The 18,435-nt window shown below is 43.2% G+C and carries 13 protein-coding genes; 9 read left to right on the forward strand and 4 right to left on the reverse strand.

The window, feature by feature from the left end; all coding sequences use genetic code 11:
* Position 1: 1 nt before the first annotated feature.
* From ACYQ0C_RS05160 to ACYQ0C_RS05175, 4 genes are all read right to left on the reverse strand, one after another.
* A complete protein-coding gene (locus tag ACYQ0C_RS05160) occupies positions 2-1,864 on the reverse strand; it encodes a DUF262 domain-containing protein (RefSeq protein WP_016278447.1) in 1,863 nt (620 codons plus the stop codon).
* 522 nt (positions 1,865-2,386) lie between these two features.
* Positions 2,387-4,030, reverse strand: a complete 1,644-nt coding sequence (locus ACYQ0C_RS05165; RefSeq protein WP_016278448.1) for an NAD(P)/FAD-dependent oxidoreductase — start codon at positions 4,028-4,030, stop codon at positions 2,387-2,389.
* Between the two features lie 26 nt (positions 4,031-4,056).
* On the reverse strand, positions 4,057-5,424 hold the full coding sequence (gene radA, locus ACYQ0C_RS05170) for a DNA repair protein RadA (RefSeq protein WP_016278449.1): 1,368 nt from the start codon (positions 5,422-5,424) through the stop codon (positions 4,057-4,059).
* A gap of 98 nt (positions 5,425-5,522) precedes the next feature.
* The gene (locus ACYQ0C_RS05175) at positions 5,523-6,059 is read right to left on the reverse strand and encodes a flavodoxin family protein (RefSeq protein ID WP_016278450.1); all 537 of its coding nucleotides are present in this window, start codon (positions 6,057-6,059) and stop codon (positions 5,523-5,525) included.
* A gap of 193 nt (positions 6,060-6,252) precedes the next feature.
* Here ACYQ0C_RS05175 and ACYQ0C_RS05180 point away from each other — a divergent pair, with 193 nt between their 5' ends.
* The 9 genes from ACYQ0C_RS05180 to ACYQ0C_RS05220 all read left to right on the forward strand — a co-directional run bounded on the left by ACYQ0C_RS05180 (position 6,253) and on the right by ACYQ0C_RS05220 (position 17,961).
* A complete protein-coding gene (locus tag ACYQ0C_RS05180; RefSeq protein ID WP_016278451.1) occupies positions 6,253-7,134 on the forward strand; it encodes a DUF3078 domain-containing protein in 882 nt (293 codons plus the stop codon).
* 597 nt (positions 7,135-7,731) lie between these two features.
* Entirely contained in the window at positions 7,732-10,164 is a 2,433-nt protein-coding gene (gene thrA / locus ACYQ0C_RS05185; RefSeq protein WP_016278452.1) for a bifunctional aspartate kinase/homoserine dehydrogenase I, read from the forward strand.
* A 41-nt stretch (positions 10,165-10,205) separates the two neighbouring features.
* Entirely contained in the window at positions 10,206-11,417 is a 1,212-nt protein-coding gene (locus ACYQ0C_RS05190; protein WP_016278453.1) for a cofactor-independent phosphoglycerate mutase, read from the forward strand.
* Positions 11,418-11,463: 46 nt separating this feature from the next.
* Positions 11,464-12,765, forward strand: coding sequence for a threonine synthase (gene thrC / locus ACYQ0C_RS05195; protein ID WP_016278454.1), 1,302 nt, complete (start codon positions 11,464-11,466; stop codon positions 12,763-12,765).
* A 228-nt stretch (positions 12,766-12,993) separates the two neighbouring features.
* The gene (locus ACYQ0C_RS05200) at positions 12,994-13,854 is read left to right on the forward strand and encodes an Rpn family recombination-promoting nuclease/putative transposase (RefSeq protein ID WP_175271176.1); all 861 of its coding nucleotides are present in this window, start codon (positions 12,994-12,996) and stop codon (positions 13,852-13,854) included.
* Positions 13,855-13,951: 97 nt separating this feature from the next.
* On the forward strand, positions 13,952-14,824 hold the full coding sequence (locus ACYQ0C_RS05205) for an Rpn family recombination-promoting nuclease/putative transposase (protein WP_175271175.1): 873 nt from the start codon (positions 13,952-13,954) through the stop codon (positions 14,822-14,824).
* A 96-nt stretch (positions 14,825-14,920) separates the two neighbouring features.
* Entirely contained in the window at positions 14,921-15,805 is an 885-nt protein-coding gene (locus ACYQ0C_RS05210; RefSeq protein ID WP_175271174.1) for an Rpn family recombination-promoting nuclease/putative transposase, read from the forward strand.
* Between the two features lie 1,236 nt (positions 15,806-17,041).
* Positions 17,042-17,575 carry a UpxY family transcription antiterminator gene (locus ACYQ0C_RS05215; protein WP_016278456.1) on the forward strand — a complete coding sequence of 178 codons (534 nt, stop codon included), beginning with the start codon at positions 17,042-17,044 and terminating at the stop codon, positions 17,573-17,575.
* An 8-nt stretch (positions 17,576-17,583) separates the two neighbouring features.
* On the forward strand, positions 17,584-17,961 hold the full coding sequence (locus ACYQ0C_RS05220) for a hypothetical protein (protein ID WP_016278457.1): 378 nt from the start codon (positions 17,584-17,586) through the stop codon (positions 17,959-17,961).
* Positions 17,962-18,435: the final 474 nt, after the last annotated feature.

Below are 18,435 nucleotides of genomic sequence, written 5' to 3' on the forward strand. Positions count from 1 at the left end.
ATCAGTTTTTCATGAAATCATTAATCATTTTCTTTATCTGAGCGAGATATGCATCTTGGTCGTTCCGGCTCCAATAATATGGTTGGGAGTCAGACGGACTATAGAATTTCAGGAATACATTACGAGTACAAGGAGGGATGAAGCGTCCTTCCTTCTCAAGTTCAATAATGCGGTTTCGCTTTGTAGGGAAAACAGCGTTATTAAGAGTCGAATTATCAACAGTTGACAAGAGAGCTAAATTAGAGAGAGGGTGCCGATCAACCTCACCGAAAATGTTGTTTACTTTGTTTTTAAGATTGTTGAAAGCATCCATGTCCAAAGTGTTTGGGTGAGATTGTTGCATCTTCTCTATCTGCACCTTAAGTTTTGTGAGATCAATCTCGCTCTTTTCTTGCTCACTTTGACTATCGTTTTTTATAGTCTTGATGACACTACTGATATTTTTTATTGATTTCTGCGTATCTGCTAACCAGTGTAAAGCTGCTTTTGGGTCTTTCATCGGATCTCGTGAATTTTGTGCGAAGATATGTTCTAAGCTCCAACCTCCGCGACTTCGTCTTTCTTTTGCTATCTCATTGTAACGATCAAAAGGGAAGCGGTTGTACATTCCATCGGCTATCTTTTCGCAAGTAAGCACGTTGAACAATAGGAGTACCATCTTGATTGTATCATCATCCTCACCATATTTAAGTTCATCAAGTTTGATACCTTTCAAAGTGTCTTTCACTAACCCTCTGAGATGATCGCGGAATCCTTTGCGTGACTTTTCAAAAGAATCATTATAAAGATCATAGACCTGAACCTTGCGAGAGGCTAAAAGATAGCCGACATAATGGTAAATAGCTGTATCAGACCCAACATTATTGTCGCAGAACCATGAGTTTACACGCGCATAAGCATCTTTTACCTGTCCCCAAAGTTTTATAGCCATGTCAGCCTGTGCCTCGGGTTTACGACCGGCAGCGTTCACTTGATGTTCGAACCATAAATAGGTTGTATACTTCTGTTCGGCAGTTCCTTTGGCTCGATTCTTGGCCATCAAGTCAAAAAGGAACTCGATATGCGAATCATACTCCTTGTGTACGTTTCCTGTAATGAAACCCCATTTTTGCGGTTTGCGTAGTTCTATCTCAATGCGATGCCATTCGTTATTTATTTCTGATTGGCGCATTGTGAGTTCAACAGCGTCTTTGTAACGTCCTTTGATTTTGCTTAGAAGAAGTGCTTTGACTAGTTCGGCATCATTAAGAGGTATTTTACCGATATTCAAACGATTGAACACGTCAATGTTAATCTCGCGACTCGTGGACTCGATGTCATACCAAATTACATTTACGTTCTTCCACAAAACAGGTTTATATTCCAAATCAAATCCTGGATCTTGATTGTTTTTATCTTTGAGCCACTGTTTGATTTTAGCCCATGCCTCACTCATGAAATGGAAATCAGGATCGTCATGATTGGCTTTGCCATTTGCGATCAGTTGGGCAAGAAAATCGTTACTTTTTGGGCGTGATTCAAACACTAAATTAAAGGTTGGCAGTCCCAAAGCATTGAGCAACATATAAATTGTGATGAGGCGCTGCTGACCATCGATTACCTCCCATGCCCCTTTATGGGTCGAAGATTGAGTGACAACTATAGGTTGCAAACAATAGCGGTCGTCAATATTGCGGTTCGTATTCATGAAGTCAAATACATCTTTGAGAAGAGCCTCTATATGGATGTTTGCTTCCCAACGGTATCCCCTTTGATAGTCAGGAATCGTAAATGTTTCATGATTGACTTTTGCAAGGTTGTACAGTTCACGAACTGAATCAAGTCTGTATAGTTCTTTAATAGGTAAAGTTGTGATTCTGCTCATTTATAGATTTCTTTATTGGATTAAATTTAAGGAAAGTGGTATTAAAGCTCCAATGAGTTTTCTTTTAACAGAAAATCAAAAATGCTCATAGTTGTAATACCCTGTTCGTCTCGTGTTATCGGGCATTCTTCACCAAGAATTATAATCTTTTTCTTGTAAGGAAACTAGCTCATTTAAATAATGATTACGTTGTATCATTTCCATAATCGAAAATTATGTGTTACTTATCAAATATTTCGATTACAAAATTAAGCCCTTTTTCTGAAACCCCAAGCAGCTAATCGAAAAACTGATACTCAGCACTTTTTTTTAGAATACAGCAGCACATTTGGAGAATTGAAGAATGTAGTTGAATATCAGAGGATTATAAAATGCGGACTTTTTATATCCAAATTGCGCTGGCTTACCTGCTCTAGGTGCACAAACGCTCAAGTACTATCTTAAATTCTCCTTTATCATCCGGTGGCATGATTGCGGATAATCATTTTAAATCACATTGAAAATCATTCATTTAATGCAGGCTCAATCCGCTCCTGCCCCTAAATAAGCGGCTACAGCTTCCGCACACCTTTCTCCATCGATACCTGCTGAAACAATTCCGCCGGCGTAACCCGCTCCTTCTCCGCAAGGAAATAACCCGTTGACAGTGACATGTTGCAGGGTCTCACTATCCCGCAGGATCCGTATCGGAGCCGACGTGCGTGTCTCTACACCAATCATCACTGCTTCATTGGTCAGGAAACCATGACTGCTCTTTCCGAATTGTTGGAAACCTTTGCTCAAACGGTCGGTGATGAATGCAGGCATCCAAAAATGCAGGGGAGAAGAGACTAATCCCGGACTATACGAACTGTCGGGTAAATCATAGCTCAGTTTCCTGCGGGTAAAGTCTACCATTCGTTGCGAGGGTGCGGTTTGGCGCATATTGCCTTGCTGCCAGCAGGAAGCTTCCAATGCTTCTTGAAAATACATCATGGTTAATGGACAGTGGCCGGTATCCCATTGGCCATTCTTTCGGTCTGCGGCTTTTAATTCTTCACTCTTCGCTTTTAATTCTTCTGTAAAAAGACTGTTGTCCGCCAGGTCTTCCGGTCTGATTTCTACTACCATTCCGGAGTTGCTCCATTTGGAACCGCGGTTGCTGGGACTCATGCCGTTTACCACAATCTGCTGCGGTCCGCTTGCGGCAGGAACTACAAATCCTCCCGGACACATGCAGAAACTATAGACTCCACGTCCTTCTACTTGTGCCACAAAGCTATATTCGGCGGCAGGCAGATATTTGCCGCGTCCGTTTTTATTATGATATTGTATCTGGTCAATCAGCATGGACGGGTGTTCCAGACGGACTCCTACCGCAATTCCTTTGGCTTCTATCTCTATGCCGTTATCATACAACCACTGATATACATCCCGTGCGGAATGCCCGGTAGCCAGAATGACAGGCCCTTTGAAAGTCTTTCCGGTATTTGTCTCTATACCTGTGATTTTGTTTTTTTCTATGATAAGGGAGTCCATTCGTGTTTCGAAGTGCACTTCACCGCCACATTCTATGATGGTATTCCGCATGTTTTCAATCACGCGTGGCAGTTTGTCCGTACCGATGTGCGGATGGGCATCTACCAGGATGGAGGTACTGGCCCCATGTTGGCAGAATACATTCAGAATTTTGTCCACATTCCCCCGTTTCTTGCTTCGGGTGTAGAGTTTGCCGTCCGAATAGGCTCCTGCGCCACCTTCTCCGAAACTGTAGTTGCTTTCGGAATCCACTTTGTGCTCACGGCTGATACGGGCGATATCTATTTTTCTATCACGTACATTTTTCCCTCGTTCCACTACGACAGGTCGGAGTCCTAACTCTATTAATCGCAAAGCAGCAAAAAGTCCGCCCGGGCCTGCTCCCACAACAATGACTTGTGGCTTTCCTTCCACCTTATTATATATAGTGCGGGTAAATTCCTCCTCTTCTGGAATTTCATTGATATATAGGCGTACTTTCAGGTTTACATAGATGGTGCGCTGACGTGCGTCTATGCTCCTTTTCAAGATGCGGAGGGCATGGATGGTGCGTATATCCAATCCCTTGTCACGTCCGATGAATTGTTTCAGTGACTGTTCGTTGGCTGCCTGTTCAGGCAAGACTCTTAGTTGAAATTCCTGTATCATGATTTCTGCTGTTGTTTAAATTTTGATTATCCGAATAACATCCGGAACGCTTCTTCTACCTTTCTCACCGGAATGATTTCTATCTTTAATTTGGAGGTATCCATTCCCTGTAAATTATGCTTCGGTATAAGAATCCGCTTGAAGCCTAACTTCTCTGCTTCTCCGATGCGTTGTTCGATGCGGTTTACCGGTCGGATCTCACCACTCAGGCCCACTTCGCCTGCCATGCAGGTGTCGCGTTCTATCTCCGTGTCCATATTGCTGGATAGAATGGCACTGATGACAGACAGGTCGATGGCCGGATCATTCACTTTCAATCCACCTGCGATATTCAAAAAGACATCTTTTTGTGCCAGTTTGAATCCTACCCGTTTTTCGAGTACTGCCAGAAGCATATTCATACGTCGTAAATCGAATCCGGTGGCAGAACGTTGCGGATTCCCATAGACTGCCGAACTGACTAAAGCCTGTGTCTCGATCAGGAAAGGGCGGACGCCTTCTATGGCCGAGGCGATGGCGACTCCGCTCATTCCGTCATGGTCCTGACTAAGCAATAGTTCGGAAGGGTTGCTCACCTGGCGCAGACCATTCTGCCGCATTTCATAAATACCTAGTTCGGCAGTGCTTCCGAAACGGTTCTTGATGCTGCGAAGAATGCGGTACATATAATGTTGGTCACCTTCAAATTGCAATACGGTGTCTACAATATGTTCCAGTACCTTGGGGCCGGCAATGCTTCCTTCTTTATTGATATGGCCGATCAGGATGACCGGCGTATTTGTTTCTTTGGCAAATTTTAAAATAGAAGCGGAACATTCACGTACCTGCACCAAACTGCCGGGAGAAGAGTCTATCGTTTCGGTTGAGATGGTTTGAATAGAGTCGATGATGACCAAATCGGGTTGTGTATTTTTAATATGGACGTAAATTTGCTCCAACGAAGTTTCACAAACTATCAGGCAGTCGGAAGAATTGTGTGGGATACGGTCTGCACGCAGTTTCAGTTGCCGGGCACTCTCTTCACCCGATATATACAATACTTTTCTGTCAGGCAGATGAAGTACGGTTTGCAGCACCAAGGTGGATTTCCCTATTCCCGGTTCACCACCCAGCAGGACAAGTGATCCCAGTACCAAGCCGCCTCCCAGTACCCGGTTCAACTCCTCGTCCTGCATATCTATTCGCGGCTCGTCTCCTCCGGTTATGTCATTCAGGGTGACAGGCTTGCTTTTTACGGGTTCCAGACCGGATACCGGCCTTTTGTTTGCAGATTCCTTGCGTACAACTTCTTCTACGTATGTGTTCCATGCACCGCAAGACGGACATTTCCCTACCCATTTGGGTGAATCCTGCCCACAGTTGGTGCATACATATACAGTCTTTTCCTTTGCCATATTCTTACGGGATAATTAAAACAGCGCAACTTGAGGCTGAATTTGTACAAAGGTAAGGAAATAGTTCTGCATACCAATACGGGCAGGATAAAAAAGTTTTAAATGGCTTTTCCCATTTCGTAAGCCTGTTGCATATAGGGCTTGTCGCTCACTTCACCTTTTTGCCATACGCCGATGGCGGCAATCGTTCCTTTTTCACGAGGTCCTTCCAGGCAGTCGGTGAATCCTCTCAAGCTTTCGAAGGTACGTTCTATTCTGTTTGCTTCAGTCTCGGCCATTGTTGCGATGAAGTAGAAATCTTTATTGCTGATTTCCGTATAACGTGCGCAACTACGGTCTATCAAAGTCTTCATTTGAGCACTCATTGTGTAGAAATATACCGGAGTTGCCAAAACTATGACATCTGCCTTTACCATTTTGTCTATTACTTCGGCGGCATCGTCCTTTTGCGGGCAGGGTTTCTGCAAGTTGCAAGTTCCACAGCCGGTACAATAATTGATTCTTTTGTTCCGTAGGTATATTTTCTCCACGTCGTTTCCAGATTCTTGTGCTCCTTTTATAAATTGATCACACAAAGTATCTGAATTCCCTCCTTTTCGAGGACTACTAGATAAAACTAAAACTTTTTTGCACATATTTCTTTCATTTAATTGACTGTGCAAAGATAGTTCTAATAGTATTGTGATGAGGTATATAAATTACATATGTTTTTACCTTTCTTACAGTTCATTCTTATCGAAATGAAAAATACCTGAACAAATGGAAAGATTATTCCGTTTTAGTTATTAAGACGTCTTATAAATTAAAGAACTAAAAAATAAAACTGAAATGAAGCGTATATACTTTTTAATATTACTTGCCGTTATGTCAACCGGCATATATGCTCAAACCGATGATAAAGGATATAAGGAAGGAGCATGGGTACTGAATGGTGTTACCGGTCTGAATTTGTCACAAACCGCCATGACTAACTGGTCGGCCGGTGGTGAGAATGCCTTATCGGGAAACGCTTACCTGAATGGTTCGTTGACTCATAAAAATGGAAACTGGCTATGGGTGACTAATCTGATATTGGATTATGGCCTGTCCAAAACAAAATCGCAGGGAATGAGAAAGACTACCGATAAAATAGGCCTTTCTACCCAATTAGGATATTCCACTAATAATGTATGGTATTATACTTTAATGGGAGACTTGAATACACAATTTGCCAAAGGATACAACTATCCGGACAAGACTCACTATATTTCGAACTTCTTTGCACCGGCTTATTCTAATATTTCATTAGGTATGGAGTATCGCCCTAAGAGTAACTATTCTGTTTTTCTTTCTCCGGTTTCTGCAAAAATGACTTTTGTGGAAGATGATTATCTTTCGGAGATAGGAGCTTTTGGTGTGGATCCGGGAGATCGTTTCAAAATAGAATGCGGCGCTTATCTGAAAGGCAGGGCCGAGATGCCACTTATGGAAAATGTGAGCATGATTACAACAGCCGATTTCTTTACTCCTTACAGTAGCCAGTTTGGTAATGTGGATGTAAATTGGGATGTATTGATCAGCATGAAAATTAATAAGTTTTTGTCCGCCACCATCAATACGACTTTGAAATATGATAATGATGTGAAGACTTTTGAAGAGGATGGAACTAAAAGAGGGGCGAAAGTTCAGTTCAAAGAAATATTGGGGGTAGGTGTTGCTTATAATTTCTGACGGGGGATAGTTTTACCATAGATTACACAGATTCACAGATTATGTGGATTTACAACGGTTCACACGGATTATGACGATTGATACTAAAGAGTTGGGTCAACTAAATCTGTGTGAATCTGTGTAATCTGTGGTGAATCCTCCTGTTTTCCTTTCTTTTTCACCGCTATTTTGTCTTATTTCTGCCTTAATAAAAAGTATTCTTATATTTTATCGCAAAAAAATGGGAAATTGTGATAGATTGTAGGAAATTGTTTTTATATTTGCATCGTTCAAATAAAAAACAGAAGAAGAACAATAATAAAATGACGATATACTATCTCCATACAACCACCACATTAGGGATGGGGCACATGACAACTACAATGTCCACATCCACAACAATGACCCCTCGGGGTTAAGGATAGTATATGTGTTTCTACGTGATACACGCTTACGGACGTAAGCAAAACAAGCTTTTAATTTTATTTTTTTAGTGTAAACAGAGACAGTTTCTTTTCGTTGTCATGCTGGGTGAAACGAAAGTAGATTCTTTACCGGACTTGAAATGGCTCGGAGGACAGAATGGTAAAAGAAGCTGGAATAAAAATAGATAATTGCATGAAAGTAATGAAATTCGGCGGAACATCCGTAGGTTCCGTGAACAGCATTTTAAGCGTCAAACAAATAGTAGAGGCAGTAGAAGAGCCTGTAATTGTGGTAGTGTCGGCATTGGGCGGTATCACCGACAAGTTGATCAATACTTCGCAGATGGCCGCCAAGGGGGATGCCGCATACGAGAAAGAATACCGTGAAATTGTGAACCGGCATATTGAAATGGTATATACCGTCATTCCGGCGGGGGATGCGCGCACCGTTTTATTGGATAAAGTCAATGAACTGTTGAGCGAGCTGAAGGACATTTTCCAAGGTATTTATTTGATCAAGGATTTGTCATCCAAAACGTCGGCAACTATTGTGAGCTATGGTGAACGCTTGTCGTCTATTATTGTGGCTTCATTGATAAAGGGTGCGGTATGGTATGATTCCCGTAACTTTATAAAGACTGAAAAAAAACATGCCAAACATATTCTGGATTCCGAGCTGACTACCCGCTTGGTTAAAGAAACGTTCCGGGAATTACCGGAAGTGGCATTGGTCCCCGGATTTATTTCTACTGACAAGAACAGTGGTGAAGTGACAAATTTGGGACGTGGTGGTTCCGATTACACCGCTTCTGTCATAGCTGCTGCACTGAATGCGGACAGTCTGGAAATATGGACGGATGTAGATGGTTTCATGACAGCGGATCCGCGGGTGATCAGTACGGCTTACACCATTAATGAGCTGAGTTATGTAGAGGCGATGGAACTTTGTAACTTTGGGGCAAAAGTGGTTTATCCGCCTACCATTTATCCGGTTTGTCATAAAAATATCCCTATTCTGATTAAGAACACGTTCAATCCTCAAGGTGAAGGAACCATCATAAAGCAAGAAGTCAATTCGGGTTCTAAGGCTATCAAAGGTATTTCATCCATTAATGATACCAGCCTGATTACAGTTACCGGTTTGGGTATGGTAGGCGTGATCGGTGTGAACTTCCGTATTTTCAAGGCATTGGCGCAAAATGGCATCAGCGTGTTTATGGTATCGCAGGCGTCTTCCGAGAACAGTACTTCTATCGGTGTGCGTAATCAGGATGCGGCATTGGCTTGTGAAGTGCTGAATGAAGAGTTTTCCAAAGAGATAGAAATGGGGGAAATCAGTCCGGTAGTGGCCGAAATGAATCTGGCCACCATTGCTATTGTCGGTGAGAACATGAAACACACGCCGGGCATTGCAGGTAAACTGTTCGGCACATTGGGGCGTAACGGCATCAGTGTCATAGCCTGTGCGCAAGGGGCTTCGGAAACCAATATCTCTTTCGTGGTAGAATCCAAGTCACTGCGTAAATCATTGAATGTGATTCACGATTCGTTCTTCCTGTCCGAATATCAGGTGCTGAATCTCTTTATCTGTGGCACAGGCACTGTGGGGGGCAGTTTGATAGAACAGATCCGTTGCCAGCAACAGAGGCTGATGCAGGAGCGCGGTTTGAAGTTGAAAGTGGTGGGCATAGCCGATGGACATCATGCGTTGTTTACCCGTGCGGGCGTGGATTTGTCCCGTTATAAGGAAGAACTGGTGGAGAAAGGAATGCCTTCGTCTGCCCGGGTGTTGCACGACGAGATTATAGGAATGAATATATTCAACTCTGTATTTGTGGATTGTACAGCCAGTGCGGAGGTTGCGTCTCTGTATAAAGATTTCCTGATGAATAATATCTCAGTGGTAGCAGCCAATAAGATTGCCGCTTCTTCTGAATACGCCGTTTACAGTGAGCTGAAACAGATAGCCCGCCGTCGCGGTGTGAAGTTCCTGTTTGAAACCAATGTGGGTGCGGGACTTCCCATCATCAATACCATCAATGACTTGATAAACAGTGGAGACAAGATCCTGAAAATAGAGGCGGTATTGAGTGGCACACTGAATTATATCTTTAATAAAATCAGTGCGGATGTTCCTTTCAGCAAGACTATCAAAATGGCACAGGAAGAACGCTACTCGGAACCCGATCCGCGTATTGACTTGAGTGGCAAGGATGTGATTCGTAAACTGGTTATCCTGGCCCGTGAAGCCGGATATAAGCTGGAACAGGAAGACGTGGAAAAACATCTTTTCGTACCGAATGATTTCTTTGAAGGTTCATTGGACGAATTCTGGAAGAAAGTACCTTCTCTGGATGCGGATTTTGAATCCCGCCGTCAAAAGCTGGAAGAGGAGAACAAACGTTGGCGTTTTGTGGCCAAATTGGAGAACGGCAAGGGCAGTGTGGCTTTGCAGGAAGTGGACAGCAAACACCCGTTCTATGGGCTGGAAGGAAGCAACAACATTATTTTGCTTACAACTGAACGATATAAAGAATATCCGATGATGATACAAGGATATGGTGCCGGTGCCAGTGTGACTGCTGCCGGAGTGTTTGCCGATATCATGAGCATCGCTAATATTTGATGAAATGGAATTTGAGAGTTGGGAATTTTAATCCTTGATTTATGAAGCATATTATTATTTTAGGTGATGGTATGGCCGACTGGCCTGCCGAATCACTGGGAAACCAAACATTGCTACAATACTCTAGTACTCCCTATATGGACAAACTGGCTGCTATGGGACGTACCGGAAGGTTGATTACAGTCGCTCCCGGATTTCATCCGGGCAGTGAAGTGGCGAACATGTCTGTGATGGGCTATAATCTGCCGAAGGTATATGAAGGGCGCGGACCGTTGGAAGCGGCAAGCATCGGAGTGGAGTTGCAACCGGGTGACATGGCTATGCGCTGCAATATAATCTGTATGGAGAATGACAGGATAAAAAATCACTCAGCCGGCCATATCACTACCGAGGAGGCTGACGTGCTGATTAAATACTTGGACGAAAAACTGGGTTCTGAACGGGTACGTTTCTATACCGGTGTGCAATACCGCCATCTGCTGGTGATAAAGGGAGGCGACAAGCATTTGGACTGTACTCCTCCCCATGACGTGCCTTTACAGCCTTTTCGCCCGCTGATGGTGAAAGCGTCTGTGCCGGAAGCACAGGCGACGGCTGATTTGATCAATAATCTGATCCTGGCTTCTCAAGAGTTGTTGGCAGAGCACCCTATTAATAAAAAGCGCATGGCTGAGGGGAAAGATCCCGCTAATAGTATCTGGCCTTGGAGTCCGGGGTATCGTCCGCAGATGGAAACTCTTTCTGCAAAATATCCGGCAATAAGGAAAGGAGCTGTTATCTCGGCTGTTGATTTGATTAATGGAATAGGTCATTATGCGGGATTACGCCGTATAACCGTAGAGGGGGCGACCGGTTTATATAATACGAATTATGAAAATAAGGTTGCCGCTGCCTTGGAAGCGTTGAAGGCGGACGACTTTGTATATCTGCACATCGAGGCCAGTGATGAGGCGGGCCATGAGGGAGATTTCAAATTAAAGCAATTTACGATTGAAAATCTGGACAAGCGTATTGTGGGGCCTGTTTATGAGGCTGTGAAAGATTGGGACGAGCCTGTGGCCATTGCCGTGCTTCCGGATCATCCTACGCCTTGCGAGCTCCGTACCCATACGGCCGAGCCGGTGCCTTTCCTCATTTATTATCCTGGAATAGAGCCGGACAGTGTGCGGACTTTTGATGAAGTGGCCTGTGTGGAAGGCTGTTATGGAGTGCTGAAAGAGGATGAGTTTATGAATGAATTTATGAAAGAATAATGTGCAGTCATATTGGCACATTAACAAATTGGCAAATTTAAAAATTATGAAATATTACAGTACCAATCATCAGGCTCCCGATGCTTCTCTGGAGGAAGCGGTAGTGAAGGGGCTGGCATCCGACAAAGGGCTATACATGCCCGAAGCCATCAAACCGTTGCCACAAGAGTTTTATGATCATATCGAAGAACTGTCGTTTCAGGAAATCGCTTATCGTGTAGCCGATGCTTTCTTCGGCGAAGATGTTCCTGCCGAAACATTGAGACAGATTGTTTATGATACGCTGAGTTTTGATGTTCCTGCCGTAAAGGTGAAAGATAACATTTACGCTTTGGAATTGTTTCACGGTCCCACATTGGCTTTTAAGGATGTGGGCGGACGCTTCATGGCCCGTTTACTGGGTTACTTTATTAAAAAAGAAGGCCAGAAGCAAGTGAATGTACTGGTGGCGACTTCGGGAGATACGGGCAGCGCTGTGGCCAATGGTTTCCTGGGCGTGGAAGGTATCCATGTGTATGTGCTTTATCCCAAAGGAAAAGTCAGTGAAATTCAGGAAAAGCAGTTTACTACTCTGGGGCAGAATATCACGGCCTTGGAGGTGGACGGCACTTTTGATGACTGCCAGGCATTGGTTAAGAATGCGTTTATGGACGCTGATTTGAATGCGCACATGAAACTTACTTCGGCCAATTCCATTAATGTAGCCCGTTTCCTTCCGCAGGCGTTTTATTACTTCTATGCCTACGCACAGTTGAAAAAGGCGGGAAAAGCGGACAGTTTGGTCGTATGCGTTCCTAGTGGTAACTTTGGCAACATCACTGCCGGACTGTTTGGCAAGCGTATGGGGCTGCCGGTCAAGCGTTTTATTGCAGCCAATAACCGGAATGATATTTTCTATCAATATTTGCAGACCGGAAAATACAATCCTCGTCCTTCCATCGCCACTATTGCCAATGCGATGGATGTGGGAGATCCCAGTAACTTCGCCCGTGTACTGGCATTGTATGATAACAACCATGCTGCCATTGCAGCAGAAATCTCCGGTACCACCTATACGGATGAACAGATCCGTGAAACGGTGGGCGAGGTGTATCGGGAAACCGGATACTTGCTCGATCCGCACGGAGCTTGCGGTTATCGTGCTTTGTCCGAAGGGTTGTTCCCCTGCGAGACGGGTCTTTTCCTGGAAACGGCTCATCCGGCCAAGTTCCTTGATACGGTGGAAGGCATCATTGGCGATAAGGTGGAGATTCCTGCCAAATTGCAGGAGTTTATGAAAGGAACCAAGCAGAGTATTCTGATGGGTAAAGACTTTGAGGGTTTCAAGGCTTATCTGATGGGAAAATAGGTTTCCGAAAGTAGAAATAAAACGTAGAAGGATATATTTCTGTTGCTAAGGAATGTATCCTTTCACGTTTTATAAAATAGCTTATCTGCTCTCTGTGCCCGATATGCTTTATCACGCGATGGTGCGGATTCTATATTTCCTATACGGAAATTTGTTTTGTTAACAAACTCATTTTCAATTATTGTTATTACAGATATTTTGCTTACATTTGTAGAAAAAAGGAGCTATATGGGTGACAATAATAAGATAATCCGTTTTGATTGGGCTGCCAAACGGCTTTTGCGTAACAAGGCAAACTTTGGTGTGCTGGAAGGTTTTCTGACAGTACTTCTGGATGAGAAAATCACCATCGTGGAAATACTGGAGAGTGAAGGCAACCAGATCCATGCTGATGACAAGTTTAACCGTGTGGATATCAAGGCGCGCAACAGCAAGGATGAAATCGTGATCATTGAGATTCAGAACACCCGTGAGGCCTGGTATCTGGAACGTATACTTTACGGCGTGGCCAAAACCATCACCGAGCATATCAGTCTGGGAGATAAATACAACACCGTAAAGAAGGTGTACAGCATCAATATTTTATATTTTGATTTGGGTATCGGTCTTGATTATCTCTACCATGGTCAAAATTCCTTTGTGGGGGTGCATACAGGTGACAAATTGGTTATAAACACCCGCGACAAGGATGTTCTTGTACAAAAGAAACCTGAAGAAATCTTTCCCGAATATTTTCTTATCCGTGTCAATGAGTTCAATAAAGTTGCCGTAACTCCATTGGAGGAATGGGTTGCCTATTTGAAGGATGGTGTAATCACGCCTGGAACTTCCGCTCCCGGACTGGAAGAAGCACGCCAAAAACTACAATATTACAGTATGAGCGAGGAAGAACGGCATGCTTATGATGAGCATATAAATGCCATCATGATACAGAATGATGTGATCAGCACCGCACATTTGGAAGGCTGTGAGGAAGGTGAAATGAAAAAGGCAAAGGAGATAGCCCGTAAAATGAAGCAGGCCGGTCTTTCGATTGAAATGATTGAAGATATGACCGGTCTTACAAAAAATGAAATAGAAAACTTATAGTTCCCCCATAATTTCCTTGCGGAAAAAAACTCTGCAAAAGCAGACATTCATTGCTATTACAGATATTTTGCTTACATTTGTAGAAAAAAGGAGCTATATGGGTGAGGATAATAAGATAATCCGTTTTGACTGGGCTGCCAAACGGCTTTTGCGTAACAAGGCAAACTTTGGTGTGCTGGAAGGTTTCCTGACAGTACTTCTGGATGAGAAAATCACCATCGTTGAAATACTGGAGAGTGAAGGCAACCAGATCCATGCTGACGACAAGTTTAACCGTGTGGATATCAAGGCGCGCAACAGCAAGGATGAAATCGTGATCATTGAGATTCAGAACACCCGTGAGGCCTGGTATCTGGAACGTATACTTTACGGCGTGGCCAAAACCATCACCGAGCATATCAGTCTGGGAGATAAATACAACACCGTAAAGAAGGTGTACAGCATCAATATTTTATATTTTGATTTGGGTATCGGTCTTGATTACCTCTACCATGGTCAAAATTCCTTTGTCGGGGTGCATACAGGTGACAAATTGGTTATAAACACCCGCGACAAGGATGTTCTTGTACAAAAGAAACCTGAAGAAATCTTTCCCGAATATTTTCTTATCCGTGTCAATGAGTTCAATAAAGTTGCCGTAACTCCATTGGAGGAATGGGTTGCCTATTTAAAGGATGGTGTAATCACGCCTGGAACTTCCGCTCCCGGACTGGAAGAAGCACGCCAAAAACTACAATATTACAGTATGAGTGAGGAAGAACGGCATGCTTATGATGAACATATAAATGCCATCATGATACAGAATGATGTGATCAGCACTGCACATTTGGAAGGGCGTGAAGAAGGACGTGAGGAAGGTGAAATGAAAAAGGCAAAGGAGATAGCTCGTAAAATGAAGCAGACCGGTCTTTCGATTGAAATGATTGAAGATATGACCGGTCTTACAAAAAATGAAATAGAAGACTTATAGTCCCCCCATAATTTCCTTGCGGAAAAACCTCTGCAAAAGCAGACATTCATTGTTATTACAGATATTTTGCTTACATTTGTAGAAAAAAGGAGCTATATGGGTGAGGATAATAAGATAATCCGTTTTGACTGGGCCGCCCAACGGCTTTTGCGTAACAAGGCAAACTTTGGTGTGCTGGAAGGTTTTCTGACAGTACTTCTGGATGAGAAAATCACCATCGTTGAAATACTGGAGAGTGAAGGCAACCAGATCCATGCTGACGACAAGTTTAACCGTGTGGATATCAAGGCGCGCAACAGCCAAGATGAAATCGTGATCATTGAGATTCAGAACACCCGTGAGGCCTGGTATCTGGAACGTATACTTTACGGCGTGGCCAAAACCATCACCGAGCATATCAGTCTGGGAGATAAATACAACACCGTAAAGAAGGTGTACAGCATCAATATTTTATATTTTGATTTAGGTATCGGTCTTGATTATCTCTACCATGGTCAAAATTCCTTTGTCGGGGTGCATACAGGTGACAAATTGGTTATAAACACCCGCGACAAGGATGTTCTTGTACAAAAGAAACCTGAAGAAATCTTTCCCGAATATTTTCTTATCCGTGTCAATGAGTTCAATAAAGTTGCCGTAACTCCATTGGAGGAATGGGTCGCTTACTTGAAGGATGGTGTAATCACGCCTGGAACTTCCGCTCCCGGACTGGAAGAAGCACGCCAAAAACTGCAATATTACAGTATGAGCGAGGAAGAACGGCATGCTTATGATGAGCATATAAATGCCATCATGATACAGAATGATGTGATCAGCACCGCACATTTGGAAGGGCATGAGGAAGGGCGTGAAGAAGGACGTGAGGAAGGTGAAATGAAAAAGGCAAAGGAGATAGCTCGTAAAATGAAGCAGACCGGTCTTTCGATTGAAATGATTGAAGATATGACCGGTCTTACAAAAAATGAAATAGAAAACTTATAGTTCACAAGGTTATTCGGTTTATTCTTAAATACAATAATAAGTTGCAACCACTTATGCCCTCACTCCTTATTTCCTATATTTTTGCTTAAGTTGTTCATATTCAATGTAATGTGCGTTCATAGGCTTATAAACCCTTTTTTTGTGAAATCCCTTGTTTTTCAGCTTTCCTTCCCCACACAAGCGCATAAATAGCGGCCACCGTAGTTTGTGTCATACTGTTCTTCTTTGATGATTGAAAGTTCAATATCCATTAGCCACCAAGGTGAATAAGCAATAATGAACATACATTTCCCACCAACTCTATGCACAAGCCATGCAGCTGCTTTATAAGAACGAACGTTATGTTATGGGTTGAATGATGAAAATTACATCCACACGCCACTTGTGAAAGTATGAAATATCGTTTTGTCTTTTCCTATTCCGGCATATATTTCTTTCAAAGGCAAGACGGTTCTTTCGTTTATTTCCCTATTATATAGGTCATGACAAACATATCCATACAAACCTACTGTTTAAAAGAAATTTATAGACTTGTAAGCCAATTTTTACCGGATTTTGTATTTATCCAAATCGCCAAACCAAAAAAGCATGTTCTTAAATGAAAAAGCCGTGTCTCAGATCTAAAAAAATAGAGGATACCTTTTCCCTTCTATAAATAAATTCGTATCTTTGCAATGTTTTCCATACCCATGCTTCTGCAAGGAGGTGTTGAGGAGGTGGAAATACATATATATAGAAAAGACGTTTACTTGACGTTTTGTCTTTAACGCATTAAAACTTCGCAACTTTTAATTAGTCAGTTAAAGAACAAAGCAACAGTAGGTGTCTGCGAGGTATGTTTATATCCTTAGTTCATCTTTGCCTGCCAAAGGTGTATTTAAGTTATTATACATATCGGCGTGGGCTTCTGCGTTGCTCGTTCAACTGACTGGGCGATGCGAAGGCCTTAATGCGTGGGACGGGTAACAAGTACAGATTCCCGCGCTTTTTTTATATATAGGTCTCGCAATTACAATTTCAAACATAAGAACCATCCGGTTCGGGAATCTGCGGAAGGTCATCGGTTGACCCGACAGGCTGCATCTGTTGATAGTGCGGATTCCACATCTCCTATCTATTGAAATAGCTTTTCCGGTCGACTTCAATCACAAGAGGCCGATTCCTCTTGTATTTTACGAAATAACTCGTAATTAATTGAAATATAGGTAAATACCTATACTTCAAAGCTCCGCACCTATGTCTTCAAGTGAACAAATGCAATGGTTTGCCATGCGCGCCACTTACTGTAGAGGAATGCAAATCAAGTCATTGCTGGATAAACAAGGAATAAATAATTTTATCCCCATGCGTTATGAAATCCGGGAGAAGAACGGTCGCAAGAAGCGTGAACTCGTTCCCGTTATCCGCGATTTGATTTTCGTCCGTGCCGTCCAGTCGGAACTTCAGCGGGTAAAGGACAGGAATCCTTATCTCCAATATATGATTGACATCCGCAACGGTCAGAAAATCATTGTGCCCGATGAGCAGATGCGCCAGTTCATCGCTGTGGCCGGAACGTACGATGAGCATCTCATTTTCTTCAACCCTGATGAGGTGAATCTTCGCAAGGGGACGAAAGTGCGTATCATAGGTGGTGACTTTGAGGGTTACGAAGGAGTATTTATAAAGGTAAAAGGCGCACGAGACCGCCGGGTGGTTATCAGCCTTCAGGGAATTATCGCTATGGCTATGGCGACCATTTCGCCAGACTTGATAGAAGTAATCAAATAACCTAAATAATGATTGAAACATTGCCTTCCGGCATCCGATTGAAGAATTTAATACAGAGTCAGCATACCGAAATACTCAGCAGGGAGAAGAATAATGATAAGTTCCTTCACCTGTATGACATTGGCGCGTATTGGGTGGCTTTCGAGCGTTCCGCCTGTAGGTTGAACGGTTTGTTTTCTAAAAGTGAGCTGACTTTGTTTCGTGTCCCGGATTGTGTGGAATATGTGGTGATGGCTTCCGTTCCTGCCGATGAGGCGGAGGTCTGTTTGAGTGAGTTTATCATTTTGCATGATGGAATTTACCGGAAAGTGCGGTCGGAGCATTCTCTGCCGACGGGGGATTACCGTCACTGGCATGAGATGGCTGTGAGGTCTGTTTTGTTGTAAAGAAAAGTATGTGGACTTCGTGGGCCAAGTAAGCGGTGTTACTTTGCTTGGGAACATATCTTACTTTGCTCACGAAGATATCTTACTTTTTTCAGTGGGATATGGTCGTTTATAATACTCTATAGGAAATACCTTGAAAAATCCTTCAAAAGATTCAGCCTGTTTGCAAACGCCCTGTTCATGGGCATTCCGGCTGAAGGATTGGGCTTGGGAATCCTTCAGTCGGGGATTGGAATGTTTCAGTCGGACTGATGTCCTTCCGATTTTTTGGGAATCGTTTTTCTGAAGGATATTTTCCGGCTGAAACATTTCGCGATGCATATACTTCAGCCGGAATGCCGACAGGCAGGGCATTTGTGGAGTGGCTGAAAGATCTGAAGGAAAAGTAAGGCGGTTCGGCATGTGGATGCCGTTATGGAAAAAACAACAGGTCAAATTTTAAAAAGCTCTTGTTCTTTCAATGAAAACGTCTTG

The organism is Phocaeicola sartorii JCM 17136 = DSM 21941, assembly GCF_054653615.1.